The sequence below is a fragment of the Actinotignum schaalii genome (genome assembly GCF_028864145.1).
Taxonomy (GTDB): Bacteria; Actinomycetota; Actinomycetes; order Actinomycetales; family Actinomycetaceae; genus Actinotignum; species Actinotignum schaalii_B.
The window spans coordinates 39162-58269 of record NZ_JARBHJ010000004.1 but is presented as its reverse complement, the minus strand read 5'-3'; the positions used below and the strand labels follow the sequence as shown (position 1 = coordinate 58269).

General features: G+C 60.9%; 18 protein-coding genes and 3 tRNA genes. 12 read left to right on the top strand and 9 right to left on the bottom strand.

Annotation, left to right across the window (positions count from 1 at the left end; translation table 11 throughout):
- Positions 1 to 137 precede the first annotated feature (137 nt).
- The gene (locus PWJ82_RS01680; protein ID WP_274735030.1) at positions 138 to 893 is read right to left on the bottom strand and encodes a CBS domain-containing protein; all 756 of its coding nucleotides are present in this window, start codon (positions 891 to 893) and stop codon (positions 138 to 140) included.
- Positions 894 to 960: 67 nt separating this feature from the next.
- Positions 961 to 2394 carry a sodium/glutamate symporter gene (locus PWJ82_RS01675; protein ID WP_274735029.1) on the bottom strand — a complete coding sequence of 478 codons (1434 nt, stop codon included), beginning with the start codon at positions 2392 to 2394 and terminating at the stop codon, positions 961 to 963.
- 329 nt (positions 2395 to 2723) lie between these two features.
- Between PWJ82_RS01675 and PWJ82_RS01670 the strand changes: the two genes are divergently transcribed.
- A complete protein-coding gene (locus PWJ82_RS01670; protein WP_274735028.1) occupies positions 2724 to 3662 on the top strand; it encodes a sugar kinase in 939 nt (312 codons plus the stop codon).
- A 60-nt stretch (positions 3663 to 3722) separates the two neighbouring features.
- Here PWJ82_RS01670 and PWJ82_RS01665 read toward each other — a convergent pair whose 3' ends face one another.
- From PWJ82_RS01665 to PWJ82_RS01645, 5 genes are all read right to left on the bottom strand, one after another.
- Positions 3723 to 5960, bottom strand: coding sequence for a CAP domain-containing protein (locus PWJ82_RS01665; protein ID WP_274735027.1), 2238 nt, complete (start codon positions 5958 to 5960; stop codon positions 3723 to 3725).
- Between the two features lie 293 nt (positions 5961 to 6253).
- Positions 6254 to 7444 (bottom strand): NAD-dependent formate dehydrogenase, encoded by a 1191-nt coding sequence (locus PWJ82_RS01660; protein ID WP_126135954.1) that lies wholly within the window; start codon positions 7442 to 7444, stop codon positions 6254 to 6256.
- 461 nt (positions 7445 to 7905) lie between these two features.
- Positions 7906 to 7981 (bottom strand) — tRNA-Phe (locus PWJ82_RS01655).
- Positions 7982 to 8020: 39 nt separating this feature from the next.
- Positions 8021 to 8094, bottom strand: a tRNA-Asp gene (locus PWJ82_RS01650).
- 25 nt (positions 8095 to 8119) lie between these two features.
- Positions 8120 to 8192, bottom strand: a tRNA-Glu gene (locus PWJ82_RS01645).
- A 270-nt stretch (positions 8193 to 8462) separates the two neighbouring features.
- On the opposite strand from PWJ82_RS01645, the gene PWJ82_RS01640 reads away from it, so the two are divergent.
- The 4 genes from PWJ82_RS01640 (at position 8463) to PWJ82_RS01625 (ending at position 12721) form a co-directional block, all read left to right on the top strand.
- Positions 8463 to 10346 carry a mechanosensitive ion channel family protein gene (locus PWJ82_RS01640; protein WP_274734120.1) on the top strand — a complete coding sequence of 628 codons (1884 nt, stop codon included), beginning with the start codon at positions 8463 to 8465 and terminating at the stop codon, positions 10344 to 10346.
- Positions 10318 to 10794 carry a peptide-methionine (R)-S-oxide reductase MsrB gene (gene msrB / locus PWJ82_RS01635; RefSeq protein ID WP_126135801.1) on the top strand — a complete coding sequence of 159 codons (477 nt, stop codon included), beginning with the start codon at positions 10318 to 10320 and terminating at the stop codon, positions 10792 to 10794. The genes PWJ82_RS01640 and msrB overlap by 29 nt, the downstream gene beginning before the upstream one ends.
- Before the next feature lie 91 nt (positions 10795 to 10885).
- On the top strand, positions 10886 to 11683 hold the full coding sequence (locus PWJ82_RS01630) for an endonuclease/exonuclease/phosphatase family protein (protein WP_274734118.1): 798 nt from the start codon (positions 10886 to 10888) through the stop codon (positions 11681 to 11683).
- Positions 11684 to 11794: 111 nt separating this feature from the next.
- Positions 11795 to 12721, top strand: coding sequence for an AEC family transporter (locus PWJ82_RS01625; RefSeq protein WP_274734116.1), 927 nt, complete (start codon positions 11795 to 11797; stop codon positions 12719 to 12721).
- 2 nt (positions 12722 to 12723) lie between these two features.
- On the opposite strand, the gene PWJ82_RS01620 is transcribed toward PWJ82_RS01625, so the two are convergent.
- A complete protein-coding gene (locus PWJ82_RS01620; RefSeq protein ID WP_274734114.1) occupies positions 12724 to 14238 on the bottom strand; it encodes an AI-2E family transporter in 1515 nt (504 codons plus the stop codon).
- 117 nt (positions 14239 to 14355) lie between these two features.
- Entirely contained in the window at positions 14356 to 15084 is a 729-nt protein-coding gene (locus PWJ82_RS01615) for a hypothetical protein (RefSeq protein WP_126135798.1), read from the bottom strand.
- A 109-nt stretch (positions 15085 to 15193) separates the two neighbouring features.
- On the opposite strand from PWJ82_RS01615, the gene PWJ82_RS01610 reads away from it, so the two are divergent.
- The 7 genes from PWJ82_RS01610 (at position 15194) to PWJ82_RS01580 (ending at position 19103) form a co-directional block, all read left to right on the top strand.
- Positions 15194 to 15508, top strand: coding sequence for a DMT family transporter (locus tag PWJ82_RS01610; protein WP_274734113.1), 315 nt, complete (start codon positions 15194 to 15196; stop codon positions 15506 to 15508).
- A complete protein-coding gene (locus PWJ82_RS01605; protein ID WP_274734111.1) occupies positions 15508 to 15843 on the top strand; it encodes a DMT family transporter in 336 nt (111 codons plus the stop codon). Before PWJ82_RS01610 ends, PWJ82_RS01605 begins: the two co-directional genes overlap by 1 nt.
- Complete coding sequence (locus tag PWJ82_RS01600; protein WP_274734110.1) at positions 15824 to 16432, top strand: hypothetical protein; 609 nt, start codon at positions 15824 to 15826, stop codon at positions 16430 to 16432. The genes PWJ82_RS01605 and PWJ82_RS01600 overlap by 20 nt, the downstream gene beginning before the upstream one ends.
- Before the next feature lie 195 nt (positions 16433 to 16627).
- On the top strand, positions 16628 to 17554 hold the full coding sequence (locus PWJ82_RS01595) for a tyrosine-type recombinase/integrase (RefSeq protein ID WP_274735026.1): 927 nt from the start codon (positions 16628 to 16630) through the stop codon (positions 17552 to 17554).
- Positions 17555 to 17567: 13 nt separating this feature from the next.
- Positions 17568 to 18407 (top strand): ParA family protein, encoded by an 840-nt coding sequence (locus tag PWJ82_RS01590; protein WP_274735024.1) that lies wholly within the window; start codon positions 17568 to 17570, stop codon positions 18405 to 18407.
- A 10-nt stretch (positions 18408 to 18417) separates the two neighbouring features.
- On the top strand, positions 18418 to 18726 hold the full coding sequence (locus PWJ82_RS01585; RefSeq protein WP_274735022.1) for a hypothetical protein: 309 nt from the start codon (positions 18418 to 18420) through the stop codon (positions 18724 to 18726).
- The gene (locus PWJ82_RS01580) at positions 18726 to 19103 is read left to right on the top strand and encodes a hypothetical protein (protein ID WP_274735020.1); all 378 of its coding nucleotides are present in this window, start codon (positions 18726 to 18728) and stop codon (positions 19101 to 19103) included. Before PWJ82_RS01585 ends, PWJ82_RS01580 begins: the two co-directional genes overlap by 1 nt.
- The last annotated feature ends 5 nt before the right edge of the window (positions 19104 to 19108 follow it).

Sequence of the window (19108 nt, the reverse complement as noted above, 5' to 3'; positions counted from 1 at the left end):
TAAATAGATAACGGAAGGCTGAAAATTTCTTCCTGAGCGAGGACGCGGCGGTTTCACGCCGTGCGGGGCGGTGCCGTTCCGATGACGGGGTGATCCCTCAGTGGTACGACGCCGCAGCAGCCTCCCGCGCGGTGCGCCTATCTCGCAATGGCGATTTCTCGGAAAATTCGCCCCACATCGGCGCGGGCCACCAGTCCGATCAACACCCCGGTGGCATCTCCGGTGCGGGTGATCAGTACGGCGGGGTGGCCGCGGTCGGTCAGGGCCGTGCATACCGCCATGGCGCGGTCGGAAGGTTTGGCGTAGAGAGGAGCATCATGTGCACCGCTGTGGGCGAGGATCTCCCCGGCCGGCACCTCAGCCAGCTGTGATTCCTTCCCGGCCGCTACCATGCCGGCCACCCAGCGGGCCACCATATTAGTGGTGAGTAGTCCGGTAATCGTGGCGTCTGTGGACTCCGTGGAGTTGTCCACCACCGGCAGTTGGGCGTAGCCGTGGGCGTGCAGAATGGTGGCGACAGTAGCGAAGGTGTCCGCGGGGGAGACGGTAGCGACGTCGTGAACCATGAAGTTCTGGATTTGAGGTTCGTTACGCACCTGGAAAAGTAACCGTTCGGCGGCCTCCACCAGATCGGCGCGCGGGGTGGCAATGGGCTGGCCATTCTTGTAGTTGTTATGCGCGATGGTATTACGCAGGTTGCGCAGCACCTCTCCCAAGTCATGATTGCGGACCACCGCGGGAACCCGCTTCGCGTACGCTTTCGCCCAGGCATCCCCAAAACCGCGCGAATCTAGCCCGGTGGCATGGTCAAGCTCGGCCCGGAGATCTTCCACCGCGGAAAGGAAACGTTGGGTGAGGGAGTTCGCGGTGGAAGAAGTAGCGTCGTCGTGCATATCACCATGGTAGCGAAGCGGCGGTGCCGCGAGTCGCCTAGTGGCCCGCCCCGCGCAACCGATCCGCCTAGCCCGTAAACCCGGTACCCAGGGTGCCCACCGGGCCGGGCGCACCGTGAGTATTCGCGTGCCCGGAGCGCACCACCCACCAGCCGCCCAGCAGACCGAGCACCGCGATGGCGCCCCAGACACCCACCACGGCCCATCCCATACCGGCCAAAGCCATAACGGGCACGAAGGATACCGCGGAAATTTCCACCGGCACCACGGGTAGGTAGGCGTAACCGAATTGCTCGATGGTTCCTGATTCCAGCTTAGGATCCACGATGCGCAGCAGCGCCAGGCCGGTGGAGACCGAGCCGGTGGCCCAGCCCCAGGTGAAGAGCTGGCGCTCGAACCAGCCCTCGCCCATGAGCCGCGGGGCCACTACCAGGCCCAGAACCGTGCACAGGATAAGGCCGAAGAGGAACAGCAACCCGAGAGCAAGAATATGGTCAGATACAAATTCCGGCTGAATGGACGCGATACCGCACACGATAAGAATGTCCGTGCATAGGCCGGATACCGAGCGCAGGGTGCCCGCGTCGAGCAGGTGGGAGGCACCCACCCCGTTCATGACGATACGCACCACGATACCCACCAGGAAAGCGATGGCGAAAAGCGGGAAGGAAATGCCGGGGAACAGGTGCTTGAGGAGCTGGCCGATGCCGTAGCCCACCACCGCCACGAGGCTCACAATCCCAACCTCGAAAGAGAGCGTCTCAATCGAGCCGCCGGAGAAGGTGTGGTAGCCCAGGGCCGGGCGGCGTTTATTGGCGTCAAGCACCCCGGTGCGGAGTTCATCGGGCAGGGAATCCATGCCGCGGAAAGCCTTGGCCTGCCCGCGCCGCGCCCCGAATTTCGCGAGAATAATCCCGCCGATCACCCCGACCAGCAGGCCGACCGTGGCCGAGGTGAAGGCTAGTGAGGCCACTTCCGGTTGCCCATTTTCCGCGTAAATATTGCCCACGGCCGCGGCGGTTCCGAAACCGCCCGCCCAGCCGGTGAAGAGCATAATTCCGAGCACGTCCGGCGAACCGAGTACCGGGGTGAGGAAAAGCAGCGCGAAAGCCATGCCGAGCGCCACCTGCGCCCCGTACATGAGCACTCCGTAGGAGGCGAAACCTCCTACCGCTTTATTGACTTTGCGGATGTCGAAATCATCGGTGAGGGCCATGCAGGCGAATACGATGACGATAAGAATCGAGGCATAGGTGCCCATATGCTCGGAGAACGGAATCCCGGTTACCTGCCAGGAGCCGATATGCCAGCCGCGGTTTTTCGCTATCGCACCGAGCACATTCGGGCCGAGCACCAGCCCCAATGCGCCGGCGATCACCGAGGCGGGAACTAGCATATTCTGCAGCCACTTCACTCGGGCGCGCAGGAATACCCCAATGGCGAGCAGCAGGCCAATCATTCCGGCGTCGACCAGCATGGTCCACGGCGTATATGCGTTCATCGTCCCTCCTACGGTTGCGATAGTTGCGCGAAGCTTAGGGGAGGGGTCGTGGAACCTCCTCCTATTGGTAAAGATACAGTAAAATTCCTGTGATGTTTTAGTTAGGTGTGGTGCTGGGGGTTGTGATGTGCGGAGTTTCACGCCGGGGCTTGCGTCTCGTCGTGGCTTGCGCTGTGTGCTTTTTCCTTTATTAACGACGACGCCGGACCTCTTCTCCCGTGCGTGCTCCCCCTCGATATGATGGCTATGGTGACCGCCACGCACGCGGCGCCGGCGCACCAGGCCGGGGCGGCGGGGCGCGGGCGGCGTCGTCATCAAGGAGGACAAATATGACGGATCTGGTGACTTTCGGCGAATCGATGGGGGCGCTGACCTTTACGGAATCCCCGCAGATCGGGGCGCGACCGCGCGCGTCTTTCGGCGGTGCAGAAACGAATGTGGCCATCGGGATGGCGCGGCTGGGGCATTCCACCGCGTGGGTCGGGAGCGTCGGCAAGGACCTATTTGGTTACATGATTATGCGCACCCTGCGCGGCGAGGGCGTGCGCTGGGATCACGCTCGCCAGATCACCACCGCGCCCACCGGGGTGCTGGTGTCGCGCCACGCCGGGCTGGGGACCTTCGCGGTGGATTACCACCGTAAGTTTTCCGCGGGGCGCCTCATTACCCCTGATCAGATCCGCGCCATGTTTGATCTGGAGCCGAAAATCGTGCATCTCACGGGTATCACTCCGGCGCTCGGGGAGGAGGCGCGCGCCGCCACGATGCTCGCGGTGGAGCTGGCCGGGGAGCGCGGGGTACCGGTCTCCTTCGACGTCAATTTCCGCTCGCGCTTGTGGGATGCAGCGGAGGCAGCGCCGGTGCTCGCGCAGATCGCGCGCGGGGCGCATGTGGTCTTCGGCGGTACGGAGGAACTTGAGCTGCTCACCGGTGAATCCGAGGTAGCCGCGGCGACTCAGCGCCTGCTGGACTGGGGCGTTGCGGAAGTGGTGTGGAAGGATTCGACGACGGCGCGCGTGACCACCCCCACCGAGTCGGTAGAACGACCCGGGCGGCGGGTCACCGTGGTGGACACCATCGGGGCTGGTGATGCCTTCGTGGCCGGGTATCTTTCCGGGTGGCTCGAGGGGCTTTCCTTCGCGGAGCGCCTGGACCGGGGGCACCTCCTGGGAGCCTTCGCGGTGGGCACCATCGGCGATTGGGAAGGCGGGCCCACCCGCGAAGAACTCACCATCGCGGAGATTTCCGGCGGCGAAGTGGCGCGTTAGCACATAGGTTGCGGGCCTTGGCTAACGCGCCACCTCGGTAGCGGTTCGGAGTGTTACGGGTTAGCGGCGAACGGCGGGGGTATCGGTACCGTTGCCGTCCCAATCGCCCACGAAGAGCTGATCGGAGGCCCGCCCGTAGGTGAGGACCTGATCCGCTTCGCCGGCGGCTAGCGAGTTCTTCACATAAACGGTATTGCCGCGGCGCACCGCCAGCGTATCGACGCCGTCGCCATCGAAATCGCCCAGGATTGTGGCGTCACCGGCACGGCCGTAAGAGAAAACGGTATCCGCCGCGCCACCCGCAATAATATTCTTGACGTAGTACAGGTTGCCGCGCCGCACCGCGAACGTGTCCTTCCCGTCCCCGTCGAAATCGCCGGTAAGCACGGTATCGCCCGCGCGGCCGTAGTGGGCGACCTCGTCGGCCTCTCCGCCGTGCAAGGAATTGAGGACGTAGAAGGTATTGCCGCGGCGCACCGCGAAGGTATCCTTCCCATCGCCATCGAAATCGCCCACCAGGATCTCATCACCGGCGCGACCGTAGGAGAATTCAACATCGGCAGCCCCGCCGTCGACGCTGTTCTTCACGTAGATCTTATTGCCGCGCCGCACCGCGAAGGTATCGACACCGTCGCCGTCCCAGTCACCCACGAGAACCTCATCGCCCGCGCGACCGTAGGAGAACACATTGCTGGCCTGGCGCGAGGTCCAATCATTGGAAACATAGAAAACATTGCCGGTGGCGGGCATATCTCTACCGGGGCCGCCCGGCGTGGGCTTAGGCGCGGGCACCGGGGAGAGACGATCCACATCGGCCTGAGCGCGCGCCACATCAGCTTCGGCGGCGGCAAGCCGCTGGCCAAATTCGCCGAGCTGTGCGGCGCGGGCGGCGGCACGATCACGTTCCGCGGTTGCCGCGGCGAGCTGTTCTGCCAGTTTCTGGACAGCTTGCTTTGCGGACTTCGCGCTCTCGTAGGTTTCGGTCGCAGCAGTGAGCTTGGCCTGCCCGGTATCGAGTGCGGCTTTGGCGGCCTCGTATTCACGCGTGGCAGTTTCTAGTTTCGCCTTCGCGACCTGGGCTTCTATGGAATCGGGATTGTTCTTGCTGGCGGTGGCTAGTTCCGCGGTGGCAGTATCGAGAGCCATGCGAGCTGCGAGGGATCCGTTCGAAATAGTGTTCTTAAGACCCTCCATATAGCGCTGCAATGAATCGGAGTATTCGGCAACCGTTTGCGCTTCGGAGCGATCCTCGTAGAGAGGAGTGTGATCAAAGGTATTTGCCTGAATATTGGGAGCGTAGGCCAGCCCCGTCACCGTGTAATTGGGGCTGACAATATTAAGGTAATGCCCGACTTTCGCGAAATCCGTGACGCCCTGGTCGTGGAGGGCCTTTTCGTTGTGATACCAGAGCTTGAGAGAGAGCTCATCTCCAGCATAGCGGGCGGAAGCGAGGTTCTCCGCCACATTGAAAGCCTTAATATGAGCCATCTTATTGGTGCGGGACTGCGCGTTCACCTGCAGCTGCGCTACCGCCATAAGGTAGTCCGTGACCTTGAGGGGCTCGAGCTGATGCTGCGCGCGCAGCTCGTTGATCTTATTAATAAGGCTGAGGGTTTTCGCCATGGAATCCAGGTTCGTAGCATCATCAGCTGCGCCCGGATGGGTATAGGAGGCCAGCGGCTTACCCTGGTAGTCCTTGTCGGTAGCAAAAACATCCAGGGCTTTCTGGGCATTGCGGGTTTCATAGAACCCGAGGGCACCCCGGTCCCATTGTTGCTGCGCTGCGGCCTTGGATTCTTCAAGCTTGGCCCGTGCAGCGTCAACCTTTTCCTGGGCCGTTTTGGCAGCCTCAGGATTGGGCGCGATGGCCTTATCGTAAGCGGCCTGTGCGGCATCGCGGCGGGCCTTGGTTGACTCGGCATTTGTGGTGAGGTGGGGCATGGCTGCTGCGGCGTCGTCGTACCCCTTCTTCGCGGAATCGAAACCGGAAGCTTTCGCTACCGCGGCATCATAAGCCTGTTGCGCGGCCTCCGCCTGCGCATTCGCCCGCGCGTAGGCCTGCGCGGCGCTCTGGATATCCGCGGTGTTCGCGCCGCTTTCCTTCATCTCGGTGAGAATGGAGTCGCGAGCCGCGATGGCGGCGGCGAGCCGGGCGCGAGCCTCGGCGAGCTGCGCTGCGGAATTGTCACCGGGCGTGGATTCGCTGGCGGCGGCGGGAGCGGGACTGAGGACCGGCAGTGCCTGGGCGGCGAGCGGGACCAGCAGAGCCCCCGTCATGAGGAGTGCCGATGTGCGCATAAGAGTTCTCTTTCTGTTTCGACCGTGAAAGTGAAAGGGATGATTCCCGGTGCGCAGGTTAGTGGGCGTTTCTGGATATAAACCGGACATAGATTGGGAAGATGCTGGCCTAGCGGAAGGCTGCTAGCGCGCGGAGCGGGGCGGTTAACCCGCATGCGCGACACCGGCGCCGCGAAATACCCGTATACGACACCGACGCCGCGTAGCGAAACGGATTCCCACCGGAGGGGAGATCACGGTTCGCCACGCGGCGCCAATGGAGAGTTCAGGACTTGCGAGAGCTAGATAATTTTTTACTTACCGGTGGATCCGGGGCTGGCCTTACCGTCGGTGGTGTAGGACTTCGCGCCGGTTCCGGCGAGAGCCCCACCCTGGACGATAATGTAAGAATCGCGCAGCTGGCGGCCAGCGAAGAAATCTTCGAGGATTTCGCGGGTGCCGGCAGCGTAGCGAGTCTGTGCGGACAGCGAGGAACCGGAGGTGTGAGGGGTCATCGCGTTACGCGGCATCGTGCGCCACGGGTGATCCTCGGCCGGAGGCTGCGGGTACCACACGTCCCCACCGTAACCACCGAGCTGACCGGATTCGAGAGCCTTGACAATGTCGTCGCGCACCACAATTTCAGCGCGGGCGGTATTGACAATGTAGGAGCCGCGGCGCATCGAATTGATCATCTTCTCGTCCACCATATGATAGGTATCCGAGGTGAGCGGGGAATGGATGGAAACCACGTCCACGCTGCGCATGAGATCCTCGACGGTTTCATGATAGGTGGCACCGAGTTCCTTTTCCGTCTGCGGATCGAGACGGTACAGATCGTAGTAGTGCAGGTTGACATCGAAGGGCTTCATGCGCTTGAGCAGAGCCCGGCCGATACGCCCGGCGGCGATAACACCGACGTCCATGCCCTCCAGGTCATAGGACCACTTGACGGCATCGGCAATGTTCCAGCCCTTTTCGTCGGTGACGATGCGATGGGCGGGAACGAAATTACGCACCAGGTTGAGGATGGTCATGGCCGCATGTTCAGCCACTGAAATCGAGTTCGAGTAGGTCACCTCAGCAACCGTAATATTGCGCTTCATCGCTTCGGTGAGGTCCACGTGATCAGAGCCCACGCCGGCGGTGATAGCAAGCTTGAGGTTCTTGGCCTTCTCCAGGCGATCCTTACCCAGGTAAGCGGGCCAGAACGGTTGAGAAATAACCACGTCCGCTTCCGGCAGGTGCTTCTCAAATTCCGAATTCTCGCCTTCCTTATCGGAGGTGACGATGAGTTCGTGCCCGTTCTCCGCAGCCCACTTCTTCAGGCCCAGGGCGCCGGATACACATGCCACCATCTCACCCGGAGTGAAATCGATGCCCGACGGCGTAGGGGTGCTGGAGCCACCCGGGTAGGAATCAATCGTGGGGATGGAATCACGAATGTACTTGGGCGGGAAGCCGTCCACGGGATCCGGGTACAGCACCATGAGAATTTTCGCCATTAAAAATCACCTCTTTTAGTAGTGAGACGCCAGCCACTTCGCCGGCTCGGTTAGTACTTTAGTCCCAGGTGGTGTGTGCGTGTCAAGCCTTTTTCTTTAGTGTCGCTAAGGTTCGTGATCTGTCGCAAAAAAGTGCGGAATAGAGCGGCTATGTAACGGTTTTACGACAATAATTACCTTATCTATTATTGCAATTGCGAATATTTCCGATAGTGGAGGTGGTACTAACGTCCCGGATTTGTGGGCGCGGGTTCGCTGTTGTTGGGCGGGCTCGGCTGTGGTGTGGTCATTGCGCGGAGGTGCTGAGATGCGCCGAAGGCCCAATTGTACGTTGCTAGTGGGGATGATGCAGCGCACAGGGTTGGGGATGTTTTTGGTAGGCATCTCGAACTGGGTCACCAAAGCAAAGATAAGGAGGTGGCGTGAGTGCGAGAAATTGTTGTTGTAGCAAGGGGATCGGGTGGTGGCTCCGACCGGCGTCGATCCGGTGACCTTTCGATTTTCAGTCGAACGCTCTACCAACTGAGCTACAGAGCCGAAAGAGAAACACCCGGTTTCCCGGGCGTTCTTCCTTCGCGACCCCGACGGGACTTGAACCCGCGACCTCCGCCGTGACAGGGCGGCGCGCTAACCAACTGCGCTACGGGGCCATTTGCTAGGCAAATAACCATCGCGTACCCCCAACGGGATTCGAACCCGTGTTACCGGAGTGAAAGTCCGGCGTCCTAGGCCTCTAGACGATGGGGGCTCAAGAACGTTGTTCTCAAAGCGTCCCCGCTGAGGGAACGGGTATAAGCTTACGTAGGATTCCAGGTCTTAGCAAATTGAACGAGAGTGTTCTCGATCACCAACCTAGTTTTCCGCGGTAACTCGCGCATTCCGGGAAGTGACCACGCTGCGTGCGGGCGGCGTCGTACCAGATAGACGCTACGTACGCGCCTCGCAGTTATCTCACGCCGGAGGCGAAAGAAGTTCGACGCCGCTTTTTCTGTCGCAAGCACCTACTAGGCTTTCAGACATGAACGCATCGGTACTCGCGGGGGCCTTGGCCGCCTGGAAATCTCACGTGCTCGCGCCCTTGGTGCGGGCGGAAACTGAGGTGCCCACTCCGGAACCCACCCCCACCTCGGATCTGCACGAAGTCGCGGAACAGGCCGTCGCCGCCACGGTTGATATCGCGCAGCTACTCGGGGTGTGCTTGCTAGGTGCGTTTATCGGCTGGGTGATCGCGGTGGTGGTTGTCGCGGTGGTCAAAGCCGGTTTCCGGCGCCATACCGGGCTGATTGATGTGGTGCGTGGCATTCAAGTACCCACGCAATTCACACTTGCGGTGGTGGGTGCCCGCTTTGGATTGTTCTCCTACATGGAGAATTTCCCAGAACAGGATCGGCCCAATTGGTCGCCCGTGCTCAAACACCTGCTGCTCCTCCTCATTATCGCGGGCCTGACCTGGCTTCTTGTTGGTGTGGTCAACGGTGCAGCGCGCTCGTACCTCAAATTCGTGGAGCGGGTGGCTGAAACGCGCTATCGCCGGGTCCAAACGCAGCTGCAGATTTTGCGGCGCTTAGCGGTGGCCCTCATTATCGTGATCGGCCTGGCTGCCATGCTCATGACTTACCCGGGTGCAAAAGCCGCCGGCGCTTCACTTTTCGCATCCGCGGGCGTGATCTCCCTGGTTGTTGGTATTGCTGCGCAATCCACCCTGGGTACCCTCTTCGCTGGGCTGCAGCTGGCCTTCTCAGATTCCATTCGTGTCAATGACATCGTCATCTGGGATGGGAATATGTGCACTGTTGAGGAAATCACGCTGTCCTACGTGGTCCTCAAAGTATGGGACGGCCGGCGTCTCATTGTGCCTTCCAATAAACTCACTTCCACCACGTTCGAAAACTGGAGCCGGCGCGATCTGGACATCATGGGTTCGGTGGTCCTTCAGCTGGACTGGAGTGCTCCCATAGCGGAACTACGTGCCGAACTTGACCGTATCCTCGCTCATACTGACCTCTGGGATGGCGACACCGGCACCCTCGTGGTGGGGGATGCCTCCACCGCGAACGGCCTGCAAGTCTCCGCGATTGTTTCCGCCTCCTCGCCCGGCGAACTTACCGACTTGCGAAACCACGTGCGCGAAAAGCTCATCGTGTGGTTGCAAAACAACGCCCCGGATGCTTTCCCGCACACCCGTTTTTATAACGACGCCGCTGAATCTCCCACTCTCGGTGCTCTTCCCGCGGGAAGTGATGCGGAGCAGGCAGAATCCGATGTGGAACAGCGCGGAAGAGATGCGGCTGGCGAATCACGCGAAGCTAAGGCTGAAGAAGCTGAGGAAGTCGTGGCCGAGGAATCCGCGCGATGCGCGTCTGTGGAGTCGGGGGAGTCGGGGGAGCCGGCCAAGCCTGCAGCTCGCGAAGTCACCCGCACCTCCATCGGTGCCCAGGAACAAAGCGACGCGGATACCACCTTCGACCCGCAGGATTACCGGGAAACCCGGATCCTCTCCGCAGCTGATATCGAAGCGGCGGTACGCCCGGAGCGGGTACCCGTAGCAAGCCGCCCCGCAAGTACGGCTGGCACGGAAGGCCCGGCCACCCGCATCCGGGAAGGTCACGAAGCTTCGCTGTTCACCGGATCTATCCAAGCAGAAAAGCGCGGCCAAGAATTCTCCGGGCCGGGAGCCGAAGTTCTGGCGGAGCGCGAACATAATGCCGCGCGCCGCACCGGTCAGCAAGAACCTATTCACGAAACCGGCAAAGTCCCAGCAGAATCATCGGCTCCTCCCACCGCGGTATTCCCGGCCATTTCCGAAGAAACAGATGGAACTGACGCCACAAAGCAACCTGACAACAATAAGGAAACTGAAGAAAGGACAGCACATGGCACGGATGCTCCCGCAAAGCGATGAAGAATGGGCCCGGGTTCTCACCCCAGCAGAATTCACGGTCCTGCGCCAAGCCGGAACCGAAGCGCCCTTCACCGGCGAACTCCTGAACGAAGAACGCGAAGGTATCTACCGGTGCCGGGCCTGCGGGGCAGAACTTTTCCGCTCCACCACCAAATTCGATGCCGGATGCGGCTGGCCCAGCTTCTATGACCCTTCCCGCAGTGATGCCGTGCGAACAGACGTTGATTACAAACTCGGATACCCGCGCACTGAAGTCCGCTGTGCCACCTGCGATTCCCACCTCGGGCACGTCTTTCCAGATGCACCTCATACCCCTACTGGGCAGCGTTACTGCATGAACTCCGTAGCACTCACCTTCGAACCCGAAACTGAGCCCGCATCCGGCTCCCAGCCCTCGCCCGCGTCCGGGCCACTATCCAAACCCGCAAGCACGTCCACCACCGCATAGATTCGGTAGAATCACCGGTGTTGCACACCGCGGCCAACGGGGGCTCTTCCCGGGGTGGCGGTGTCCACCGGGTCGCGACAAAGGAGAAACCATGCCGAGCCTTCATGTCATGTCCGCAAACCTCCAGCAAGGTAAGCCCTCACGGCGCCCGCGCCCGGGCACGGACAAAGTGACATGGCAGCGCGAATCCATTAGTAAAGCCATTCGGCAGATCACCGCCGCTGGCCCGGACCTCCTCGCCCTCCAAGAACTCAAAGTCACCACTGCCGGAGGGGACCTCTACGCACCCCTCCTCGCCGCAGGTAACTACCACGAAGCCATTTTCGCGCCCACCAAGAATGAACGCGGCCGGCTCCGCTCCACCAAAAAAGGGCAGGCCCGCGGCGTTGGCACTGCGCTCCTCTCCGTCTACCCCATCGGCGCTCGTGAAGTCATCAACCTCCCCGTCCACCAGCAAGAAACATGGCTGAAAACCCTGCGGACAAATATCGGGATTGGTGAAATCCCCCGGGTTGCGATCCTTGCGGAAATTAAAGTGGCGCCCGGGTACTCCGTCGTCGTCGCTGCAACGCACCTCACTTACACGTACCGCCTCAACGTTACGCAACTACGCACCGTAGCCGGAGCCCTCGCCGGGTTCGCCCAGCGCCACGGTCTGGAGAAGGCCCCGCGCCTCATTATTGGGGATCTCAATATCCGCGGCTGCGATGTACCCCTAGCCGCCACCGGATATGAAGCGGCTGCCGAAGCCCTCACCTACCCCTCCGATGAGCCGGAAAGCCAAATCGACCATATCCTCGGAACCGGGGTAGATGTGCGCGCGGCGGAAAACCTCTTCTTGCCGCTCTCCGACCATCGCGCTTTGCGTGCCACCGCCGTCTGGACATAGGCTCGCCCTGCGCTGCGCTGCGCTGCTACACCGTCGCACTGCTGCGCTGCCGCACCGCGCGCTCGAGACGCGCCCTCACACCTGAAGAAGTCTGTCTACACTAGTGCTGTTATGGCCTCTGTACTGCTCAACTTTTGGGTGATTATCGCGATTATGCTCGTCGGCTACCTCGTCGCGCGCTGCAAAATCGTGCCCCCGGGAAGCGACCGCACCCTCACTCAGCTCGTCTTCTACACCACCCTGCCGGCACTTATGTTCACCACCCTCGCGAACTCCGACCCGGCCTCCTTCTTCGGTGTCAACGGGCTCGCCAATATCATCTCCTCGGTAGGAACCGGACTCATCTATACAGCCCTGGCCGCCACCCTGCTCAAAAGCCGAGGAACCGAACTCACCGTCGGCGCGCTCGTTGCCTGCTATACCAATATCGGCAACCTGGGCGTGGCCTTCCTCGTGGCCATCACCGGCGACCCCACCCCGGCCGCCCCCATCCTGCTTTTCCAAATCCTCGTGATGGTGCCGGTATTCTTCTCCATCCTCGACAACCAAACCGGGAAGAAAACCGAAGGGCTGTGGCGCACCATCCTCTCCCGCCTCAAAAACCCGCTACTCATCGCGGTCTTCGCCGGGCTTATGGTCGCCCTCCTCGAAATACCCATTCCGGAACTCATCTCCGCACCGCTCACCAAAATGGCAGGTGCGAACGTTCCCATTATTTTGCTGGCTATGGGAATGTCCCTACGCGGGGCGCACCTGCCCCGCTTCGGACGCGAAAGCGCACCCCTCATGCTCGGCATCTTCTGCCGGCTCGTCCTCGGGCCGCTTATTGCCTTCGGGGCTGGTTATCTCCTCGGCGCGCGCGGCGAAGCCCTCATGGCCATCGCCATCATCGGAGCCTTCCCCACCGCCAACAACGTGTTTGTTTACGCGCATCGCTACCGTTCCGGCGTCACTATGGCTCGCGACGCCGTCATTATCACTACGGTCGGTTCACTCCTCGTTATCCTCCTCATTACCGTCATTGCCCAAACAGTATGAGGTCACGATCCTTTCACAGGATTGTAATCAGGCCCGGGTGCCTCCCCGTCCACCTCAAAATCAGGCTGATCGTAGGTGTAATCCGGATCCGGAGCCGCGGGAGTAGGGGAGTTCATATCGGCGGTATCGAGTACGCGATCCTCCCCACCAAGGGTGTGCGACGCCGCCCGTGCCGTGACCGGCGAGGGCGATTCCTCCGCGCGGGTATTGAGCTCCTTCGCGTTGTATTCCAGCAGCTGCTTCGCCACCGCGGTACCCGCCAAATCGCGCAGATCCAGATCCGGGAGCTCCGTAAGCGGCTTGTCCGGGGTACGGCGCAGCACCTTGAATACTTCCCACACGATAGAAATAAGTGGAATCACAATAATCGCACCCAGCAGTCCCGCCACGAACGTACCGGCCGTCACGCCCACCGCAATAACGACCGGGTGGAGCGAAACCTGATGCCCCATAATCAGCGGTTGGAGCACATGCCCCTCGAACTGGCCAATGAGCGCCACGCCCACCAGCACTACCAAGGAAATAACCACACCCTTCGTGGCCAAAGCCACCAACGCTGCAATAATCATGGCCGCCGGGGCACCAAAAAGTGGAATAAAGGCACCGATGACCACCAGCACAGCCAGGGGAGCGGCCAGCGGAACCCCGCAAGCCACCAGGAGAATCGCGGCCATAACGCCGTCGCATAACGCAATAAGAATCGTGCCGCGCGCATACCCCGAGAAGCTATACCACCCGGCGGTAGCAGCCGCGTGGGTACGCCGCCGCGCCCGATCCGGGAGCACATTAATGAACCACAGCCACATATTCTTCCCGGCCGCCAGGAAGAAAATCGAGCAGAAAAGCGCCAGCGCAATCAAGGTGAAAGCCAGCGCAACCGTGCCGGCCTGCGAGAGCGCCGTCGACGCAATATTTCCCGCATTGTCCTGCAGATACGCGGCCGCGCGTTCAATGCCCTCATTCAGGGCCGCGCGCAGCTCATCGACCGTAATATTAATCGGAATTGGCCCGTCCGCAATCCAATTAAAAATCCCGTCCAGGCCGCGCTGCATCTGCTCGGAAAGACTCGACCACTGATTCGCCACCGAATCAACAATCCAGTAAATAATCCCGCCCAGCGCCGCAAACAGGCCGAGCAAAGCCAGCGCGGTTGCCAGCGCCCGCGGCATAATCCGATCCAGAATATTGACAATCGGATGGAGCAGCGAGGTCATCACCAGCCCGAGGAACACCGCCACCAGCACCCACTGCACCGAGGCCGCCATGTGGAAAATACCCCAGATGGCAATCACCACGCCGATGAGGAGCCAGGCGCTCACGCCCCATGTCACAAGAACCGGCTGCACCCCGGCCGGATGAATCTCCACAACGGTGCGCTGCGAACGCCCGCTACTATCGGCTGGGTCCTTCGCGTAACGCTCCACGGCCTCTTCGGCCACGCGCTCAATCTGTTCGCGCCGCGACACCGCCGAGCGAATCCGATCCATCAGGGAGGGTGACTTCTTTGATTCCTTCACAAGCTTTAGCTTACTGAAGAACAGTCTGTGCCGCGGGTATTAGTGCGCCGGTGCGTTACGGCGCGGCATTGGACTCGCGCTGCGCGCGGTAGTACGACGACGCCGCCACCCGCCGCGCTACTCATTTGGCCGCAGCAGGTCAATTTCGCTTTCTAGCCACTGAGCTAGCTCGCCAGCGGCAATTCGCGCGTCGATCTCACGCTGTTCTTCCGGCTCCTCAATGCCGACGAGGAAAGATTCCCCGCATTCCCCGAAAGGCACTGCGATGACTTCGCCATCCTCGCTGCCCGCCCACCAGAACTCGGGGCGGTAGCCGGCCGCTGTGAGCGTCTCCCACACCACCCGGGCACGTTCTTCATATTCGGGAGTGAAACGCCCCACCGGCGTATTCCACGCATCGGGCAAACCATCCGGAATGCGCGGGAACACCGCCGCGGGATCGCGCCCTTCAAGCATCTCGGCCGGGATAATACGCGGAGTATCCCGCTCGCTCACCCGCCCCGGCGCCACCGGCCGCAGCGCCAGCTGCCCGCCGGTAGGCTCTCCCAACACTCCCGCCTGGAAGCGGGCGGTTCCCACAGCTACCAGCTGCCCGGCCAGCGATTCCAGATCCACTTCGTTCTCGGCTACCTCGCTCTCGCCCACCTCGGTGAGAAGCGCCAGCGCAGCTGCATCCGCGGCCGGAGTCGCGGAAAGGACGAGAGCGGCGTCGTCGGCAAGAACACGGCGCTGCTCCGAGCCGTTCGCGTACGTGATAGCAACAAGGCAATAACCCTGCTCCGGAGTGGCGGTGATATCGAATGCGGCAATCGGTTGCCCGGAAACGGTGAGCGAGGTGATATTCATGCTTCGAGGATACTCCCCCGACGCGTGTGTTAGCCTGGCCGCGGGCGCGCAATAACCGCCGCGGACGAGGGAGCCGTACCCGCCCAGCGCAAAGACGGCCACAATACCTATGGCGTGGATAATTTTGCTGTTCTCCGGGGCGCTTGAAACCGTCTGGGCGGCGGCCCTTGATAAATCTGAACATTTCTCGCGGCGCGGGCCGGTAGCGGTCTTTGTGCTGGCCCAAACACTCTCGCTCCTCGGCCTGGCCTGGGCTATGCGCGAGATCCCCACCGGCACGGCCTACGCGGTCTGGGTAGGTGTGGGCGCGAGCCTCACCGTGCTGTACGGCTGGCTGAGCGGCCAGGAAAGCACCTCGCGCGCTCGCGTATTGCTGCTGAGTGTGCTCGTCGCTTCGGTGGTGGGACTCAAGGTGGTGAGCTGATGGCCTGGGCGATTCTGGTAGGTTCCGGTATTTTCGAGGCCGTATGGGCGACGGCGCTCGGTGATTCGCGCGGGCTCACCCGCCCGGTGCCGGCCCTAGTATTTGCCTGCGCGCTCGTCATTTCCATGTGGGGGCTCTCGCGGGCGCTACGCGAGATTCCGCTCGGCACGGCCTACGCAGTGTGGACGGGGACCGGCGCGGTGCTCACCGTGGCAATTGCTGCCGCGCGCGGAGTCGAGCAACTCACCGTACTGAAAATGGTGTTCCTGTGCGGGGTTGTTGGCGCGGTGGTGGGGCTGCGGCTGGTGGAGCGGTGTGAGCGTGCGGGTGGATGACACCATAACGCTCTTCGAGCTTTATTCGCCCGACTATCCGGATGTTCCTGCCCGCACCCTCATTGCGTATGTGGATGACCCCTTCATGTATGACAGGTGGGAAAGTGGTGATGACGAAGAATATACCGGGTATGAGGACTACCGGCTGAGCGCCGTCGCCAAAAAGATGGCGGTGTATTCCTCCTGGGAGGAATGGAACGGCGGCCGCGAAGTTAATGATAACGGCGTCATGCGGCCGGTGGCGAAGGACGATCCTCTTGTGGGCGATCAACTGATTCTCAGTGTGAGCCTTGCGATACATGGTGAAGAATTTGAGGCTGGTGAGGTGGATAACCTCACCCCGGACGTTATCCTGCGCGGAACGGTTCGTACTGCGGAACTGGTTGCCAATGCTTTAACCGGTCAAAAATGGTGGCGCTGCGAAGTAGATTGCGGGTTCTTGATTACGCTCGCTCTGCCGGGCGATATCGATCCTGCTCCGGCTCCGGGCACGCTCGTCGATGGCCAGGCGCTCCTGCTAGGATCCACGGGATTTTGGGAAGATAAAGAGCCTGGTGTGTACCAGCTGCGTGGCCAGGGCGAACTGTGAAGTAGTGCCCTTCGGCGAACGAAGAAAATGGTAGGCCCCGTGGGATTCGAACCCACAACCCTTGGTTTGCCTGGCTCACCCACCCTTTTTAAAATAATGCGACATTTTCACCACGTTCGCTAAAAGTGAACTGTCCGGCGGAGAAAAGTTCAATCTTTCCGTCTAGACATTGAGGCGAAACTGAAAAATGTACGCATGAACAAACTTAAAAAATGGACCGTTCCCGACGGCTGGGAAGAAGCACTTTGCGATTGGGAAAAGACTCAAACTCTCGCTGGGCACCGCGAAAGTTCTCGCGCGTACCGAATCGCAACGCTAAGAAGCTTCGCAAGAACTGTTGATAAGCCGCCGAATGAGGTCACTGAACAAGACATCATCGACTGGGCAAGCGGCAAAGATATAGCCCCCGAAACTCGGCACGGCTACTACATCGCGATAAGAGCGTTCTTCGACTGGTTCTCCAAAGGAGCCAGCCCAGCAAAAGTGCTCGGGCCCGTGCACCGGCTACGAGCCACAGCACGGCCGACCCCGGAAGCCGTGTATGAAGACGCACTCGACGGCGCGCCTCCCCGAACCCAGATCATCCTCCGCCTCGCAGGTGAGGTCGGACTAAGAGCCAACGAAATTGCCCAGATAAAAAAAGAACACCTCGGAAAAGACCTCCTTGGATACTGCCTCCAAGTGTGCGGCAAAGGAGGAAAAACCCGCATGGTTCCCCTCCCCACAGATATCTATCTAGAGATGGAAGAAATACTCAACATGACTGGAACATGGCTATTCCCAGGAAGCAAGAATGGACATCTCTCCGCAGCGTGGATCGGAAGACTCGCCCGCCGGGAACTCCCCGACCCCTGGACTCTCCACACTCTCCGGCACCGGTTCGCAACCCGCGCTTATCTTGAGGGCCACGACATTATGGCCGTGAAAGACCTCCTCGGGCACGAATCAGTAGCAACGACCCAACGCTACGTCGGTTCCGATCCCCATGCGATGCGAAACGCGATGCTCGGCGCGCGTCAAGACCGCTACAAATACTGTGCCCCGCTGCCAGCGGATACGGCAATGCCAGCCAATACAGCCGCGCCGGCAACGCCAGCACCAACCCACATCCCAGGACTATAGAGAAAGAAAACCAATGATTATTGCTATCTGTAACCAGAAAGGCGGGGTCGGTAAAACGACGATTGCCACCAACCTTGCACACCGCATCGCCCGCACCTCAGGTGCCCGTGTACTGCTTGTGGATGCCGATCCGCAAGGAAGCGCTACTACGACGCTCGGCGTGGACATTGACGCGGAAACACTGACCCTCAATGACGTGCTCGCAGCGACCGCCGCCGGAGCGCCACCCGAAACAGCCCGCCAAGCGATACTGGAGGTGCCTGGCTGGGGTATTGATCTACTCCCCGCCGACCGGGCGCTCTGGGATCGGGAAAACGACACGGCACTCGGGCGGGAATACCGCTTGAAGGCAATCCTCGCACCCCTACGCGATGCCTACGACGTGATCGTGGTGGACTGCCCACCATCCCTGGGGATGCTCACGACCGGCGCACTCGTCGCCGCAGATACCGCGTTGATCGTGACGACCGCGCGGGAAACTGCCTGTGATGGGGTTGCGGAGATGATCACCACCATCGCCACAATCAAAAACCTCTACAACGGTGGTCTGGAGCTTGCTGGCATCCTCGTGAACGCATACCAACGAGGCCGCCTCGACACGAAGCGGTGGCTCACTGAGCTAGAAGCAACTTACGGCGATTACTTGCTGGATCGGTATATGCCGGCCAGGGAAGCATTCCCCCACACCGCAACTAACCACACGCCAATAAATGGCGGTGACCCGTTGATTGAGGAAGCATTCAAGACCCTACAAGCCACACTCGCCGGCAACGCCGTATCCGCTGGCGCTGCCGCACCTGCTGGCAATGCCAGCAATGCCAGCAATGGCAGCAATGGCAGCACCGCTCTGTAAGGAGACCGCCATGAAAATGACGAAGAAAACCTTGCTCCGCCTGCTTACCAACCCCCACGACATCAACTTCCGGAACATGATCGCAAACGACACCGTGACGCTCTGGCACGCAGCAGCATCAAACGCAACCCTGCTCGAAATGCGCCTGGACTCCGACCCCTGGAGAATGCCGGGCAACGACATCATCAAACACGGCAGCGACCAGCAGCTCGTTGATCTGTACTTCACGCTCAACGAAACCTACGCCCAACTCGAACGGGCGATCAAACACCTCGACAAAGTCAAAGACACGCACAAAACAGAAACGGAAGAACAGTAATGAAAAAGCCTGACACCGCCGCTATGCAAACGCTCAAGAAAGCACCGATTACGAACCCTATCGTTGCGGGTGGAGAAGATAACATCCTCGCTGGCACCGCTGGCACCGCTGGCACCGCTGGCACCGCTGGCACCGCTGGCACCGCTGGCACCGCTGGCACCGCTGGCAAGGCCAGCAGCCAGCAGACCGCGAAAATCACCATCCGCCTCCCCCGCGAAGACGCCGATCGCATCCGGGGTGCCTGGCTCGCCGACTGCGCTACCGGCAACCGCATCTCACTCTCCGAATGGATAACCGCGATTCTCAACGCCCGCGTGGATACGTACGCAAACATCACGCCGGTTGTTGCCGGTGCTGCACCTAAAGGCAACATCTAACACCC

Coding starts and splice junctions, on each gene's coding strand:
- PWJ82_RS01680 (WP_274735030.1), bottom strand. CDS start 893: ATGCACGACGACGCTACTTCTTCCACCGCGAACTCCCTCACCCAACGT.
- PWJ82_RS01675 (WP_274735029.1), bottom strand. CDS start 2,394: ATGAACGCATATACGCCGTGGACCATGCTGGTCGACGCCGGAATGATT.
- PWJ82_RS01670 (WP_274735028.1), top strand. CDS start 2,724: ATGACGGATCTGGTGACTTTCGGCGAATCGATGGGGGCGCTGACCTTT.
- PWJ82_RS01665 (WP_274735027.1), bottom strand. CDS start 5,960: ATGCGCACATCGGCACTCCTCATGACGGGGGCTCTGCTGGTCCCGCTC.
- PWJ82_RS01660 (WP_126135954.1), bottom strand. CDS start 7,444: ATGGCGAAAATTCTCATGGTGCTGTACCCGGATCCCGTGGACGGCTTC.
- PWJ82_RS01640 (WP_274734120.1), top strand. CDS start 8,463: ATGAACGCATCGGTACTCGCGGGGGCCTTGGCCGCCTGGAAATCTCAC.
- msrB (WP_126135801.1), top strand. CDS start 10,318: ATGGCACGGATGCTCCCGCAAAGCGATGAAGAATGGGCCCGGGTTCTC.
- PWJ82_RS01630 (WP_274734118.1), top strand. CDS start 10,886: ATGCCGAGCCTTCATGTCATGTCCGCAAACCTCCAGCAAGGTAAGCCC.
- PWJ82_RS01625 (WP_274734116.1), top strand. CDS start 11,795: ATGGCCTCTGTACTGCTCAACTTTTGGGTGATTATCGCGATTATGCTC.
- PWJ82_RS01615 (WP_126135798.1), bottom strand. CDS start 15,084: ATGAATATCACCTCGCTCACCGTTTCCGGGCAACCGATTGCCGCATTC.
- PWJ82_RS01610 (WP_274734113.1), top strand. CDS start 15,194: ATGGCGTGGATAATTTTGCTGTTCTCCGGGGCGCTTGAAACCGTCTGG.
- PWJ82_RS01605 (WP_274734111.1), top strand. CDS start 15,508: ATGGCCTGGGCGATTCTGGTAGGTTCCGGTATTTTCGAGGCCGTATGG.
- PWJ82_RS01595 (WP_274735026.1), top strand. CDS start 16,628: ATGAACAAACTTAAAAAATGGACCGTTCCCGACGGCTGGGAAGAAGCA.
- PWJ82_RS01590 (WP_274735024.1), top strand. CDS start 17,568: ATGATTATTGCTATCTGTAACCAGAAAGGCGGGGTCGGTAAAACGACG.
- PWJ82_RS01585 (WP_274735022.1), top strand. CDS start 18,418: ATGAAAATGACGAAGAAAACCTTGCTCCGCCTGCTTACCAACCCCCAC.
- PWJ82_RS01580 (WP_274735020.1), top strand. CDS start 18,726: ATGAAAAAGCCTGACACCGCCGCTATGCAAACGCTCAAGAAAGCACCG.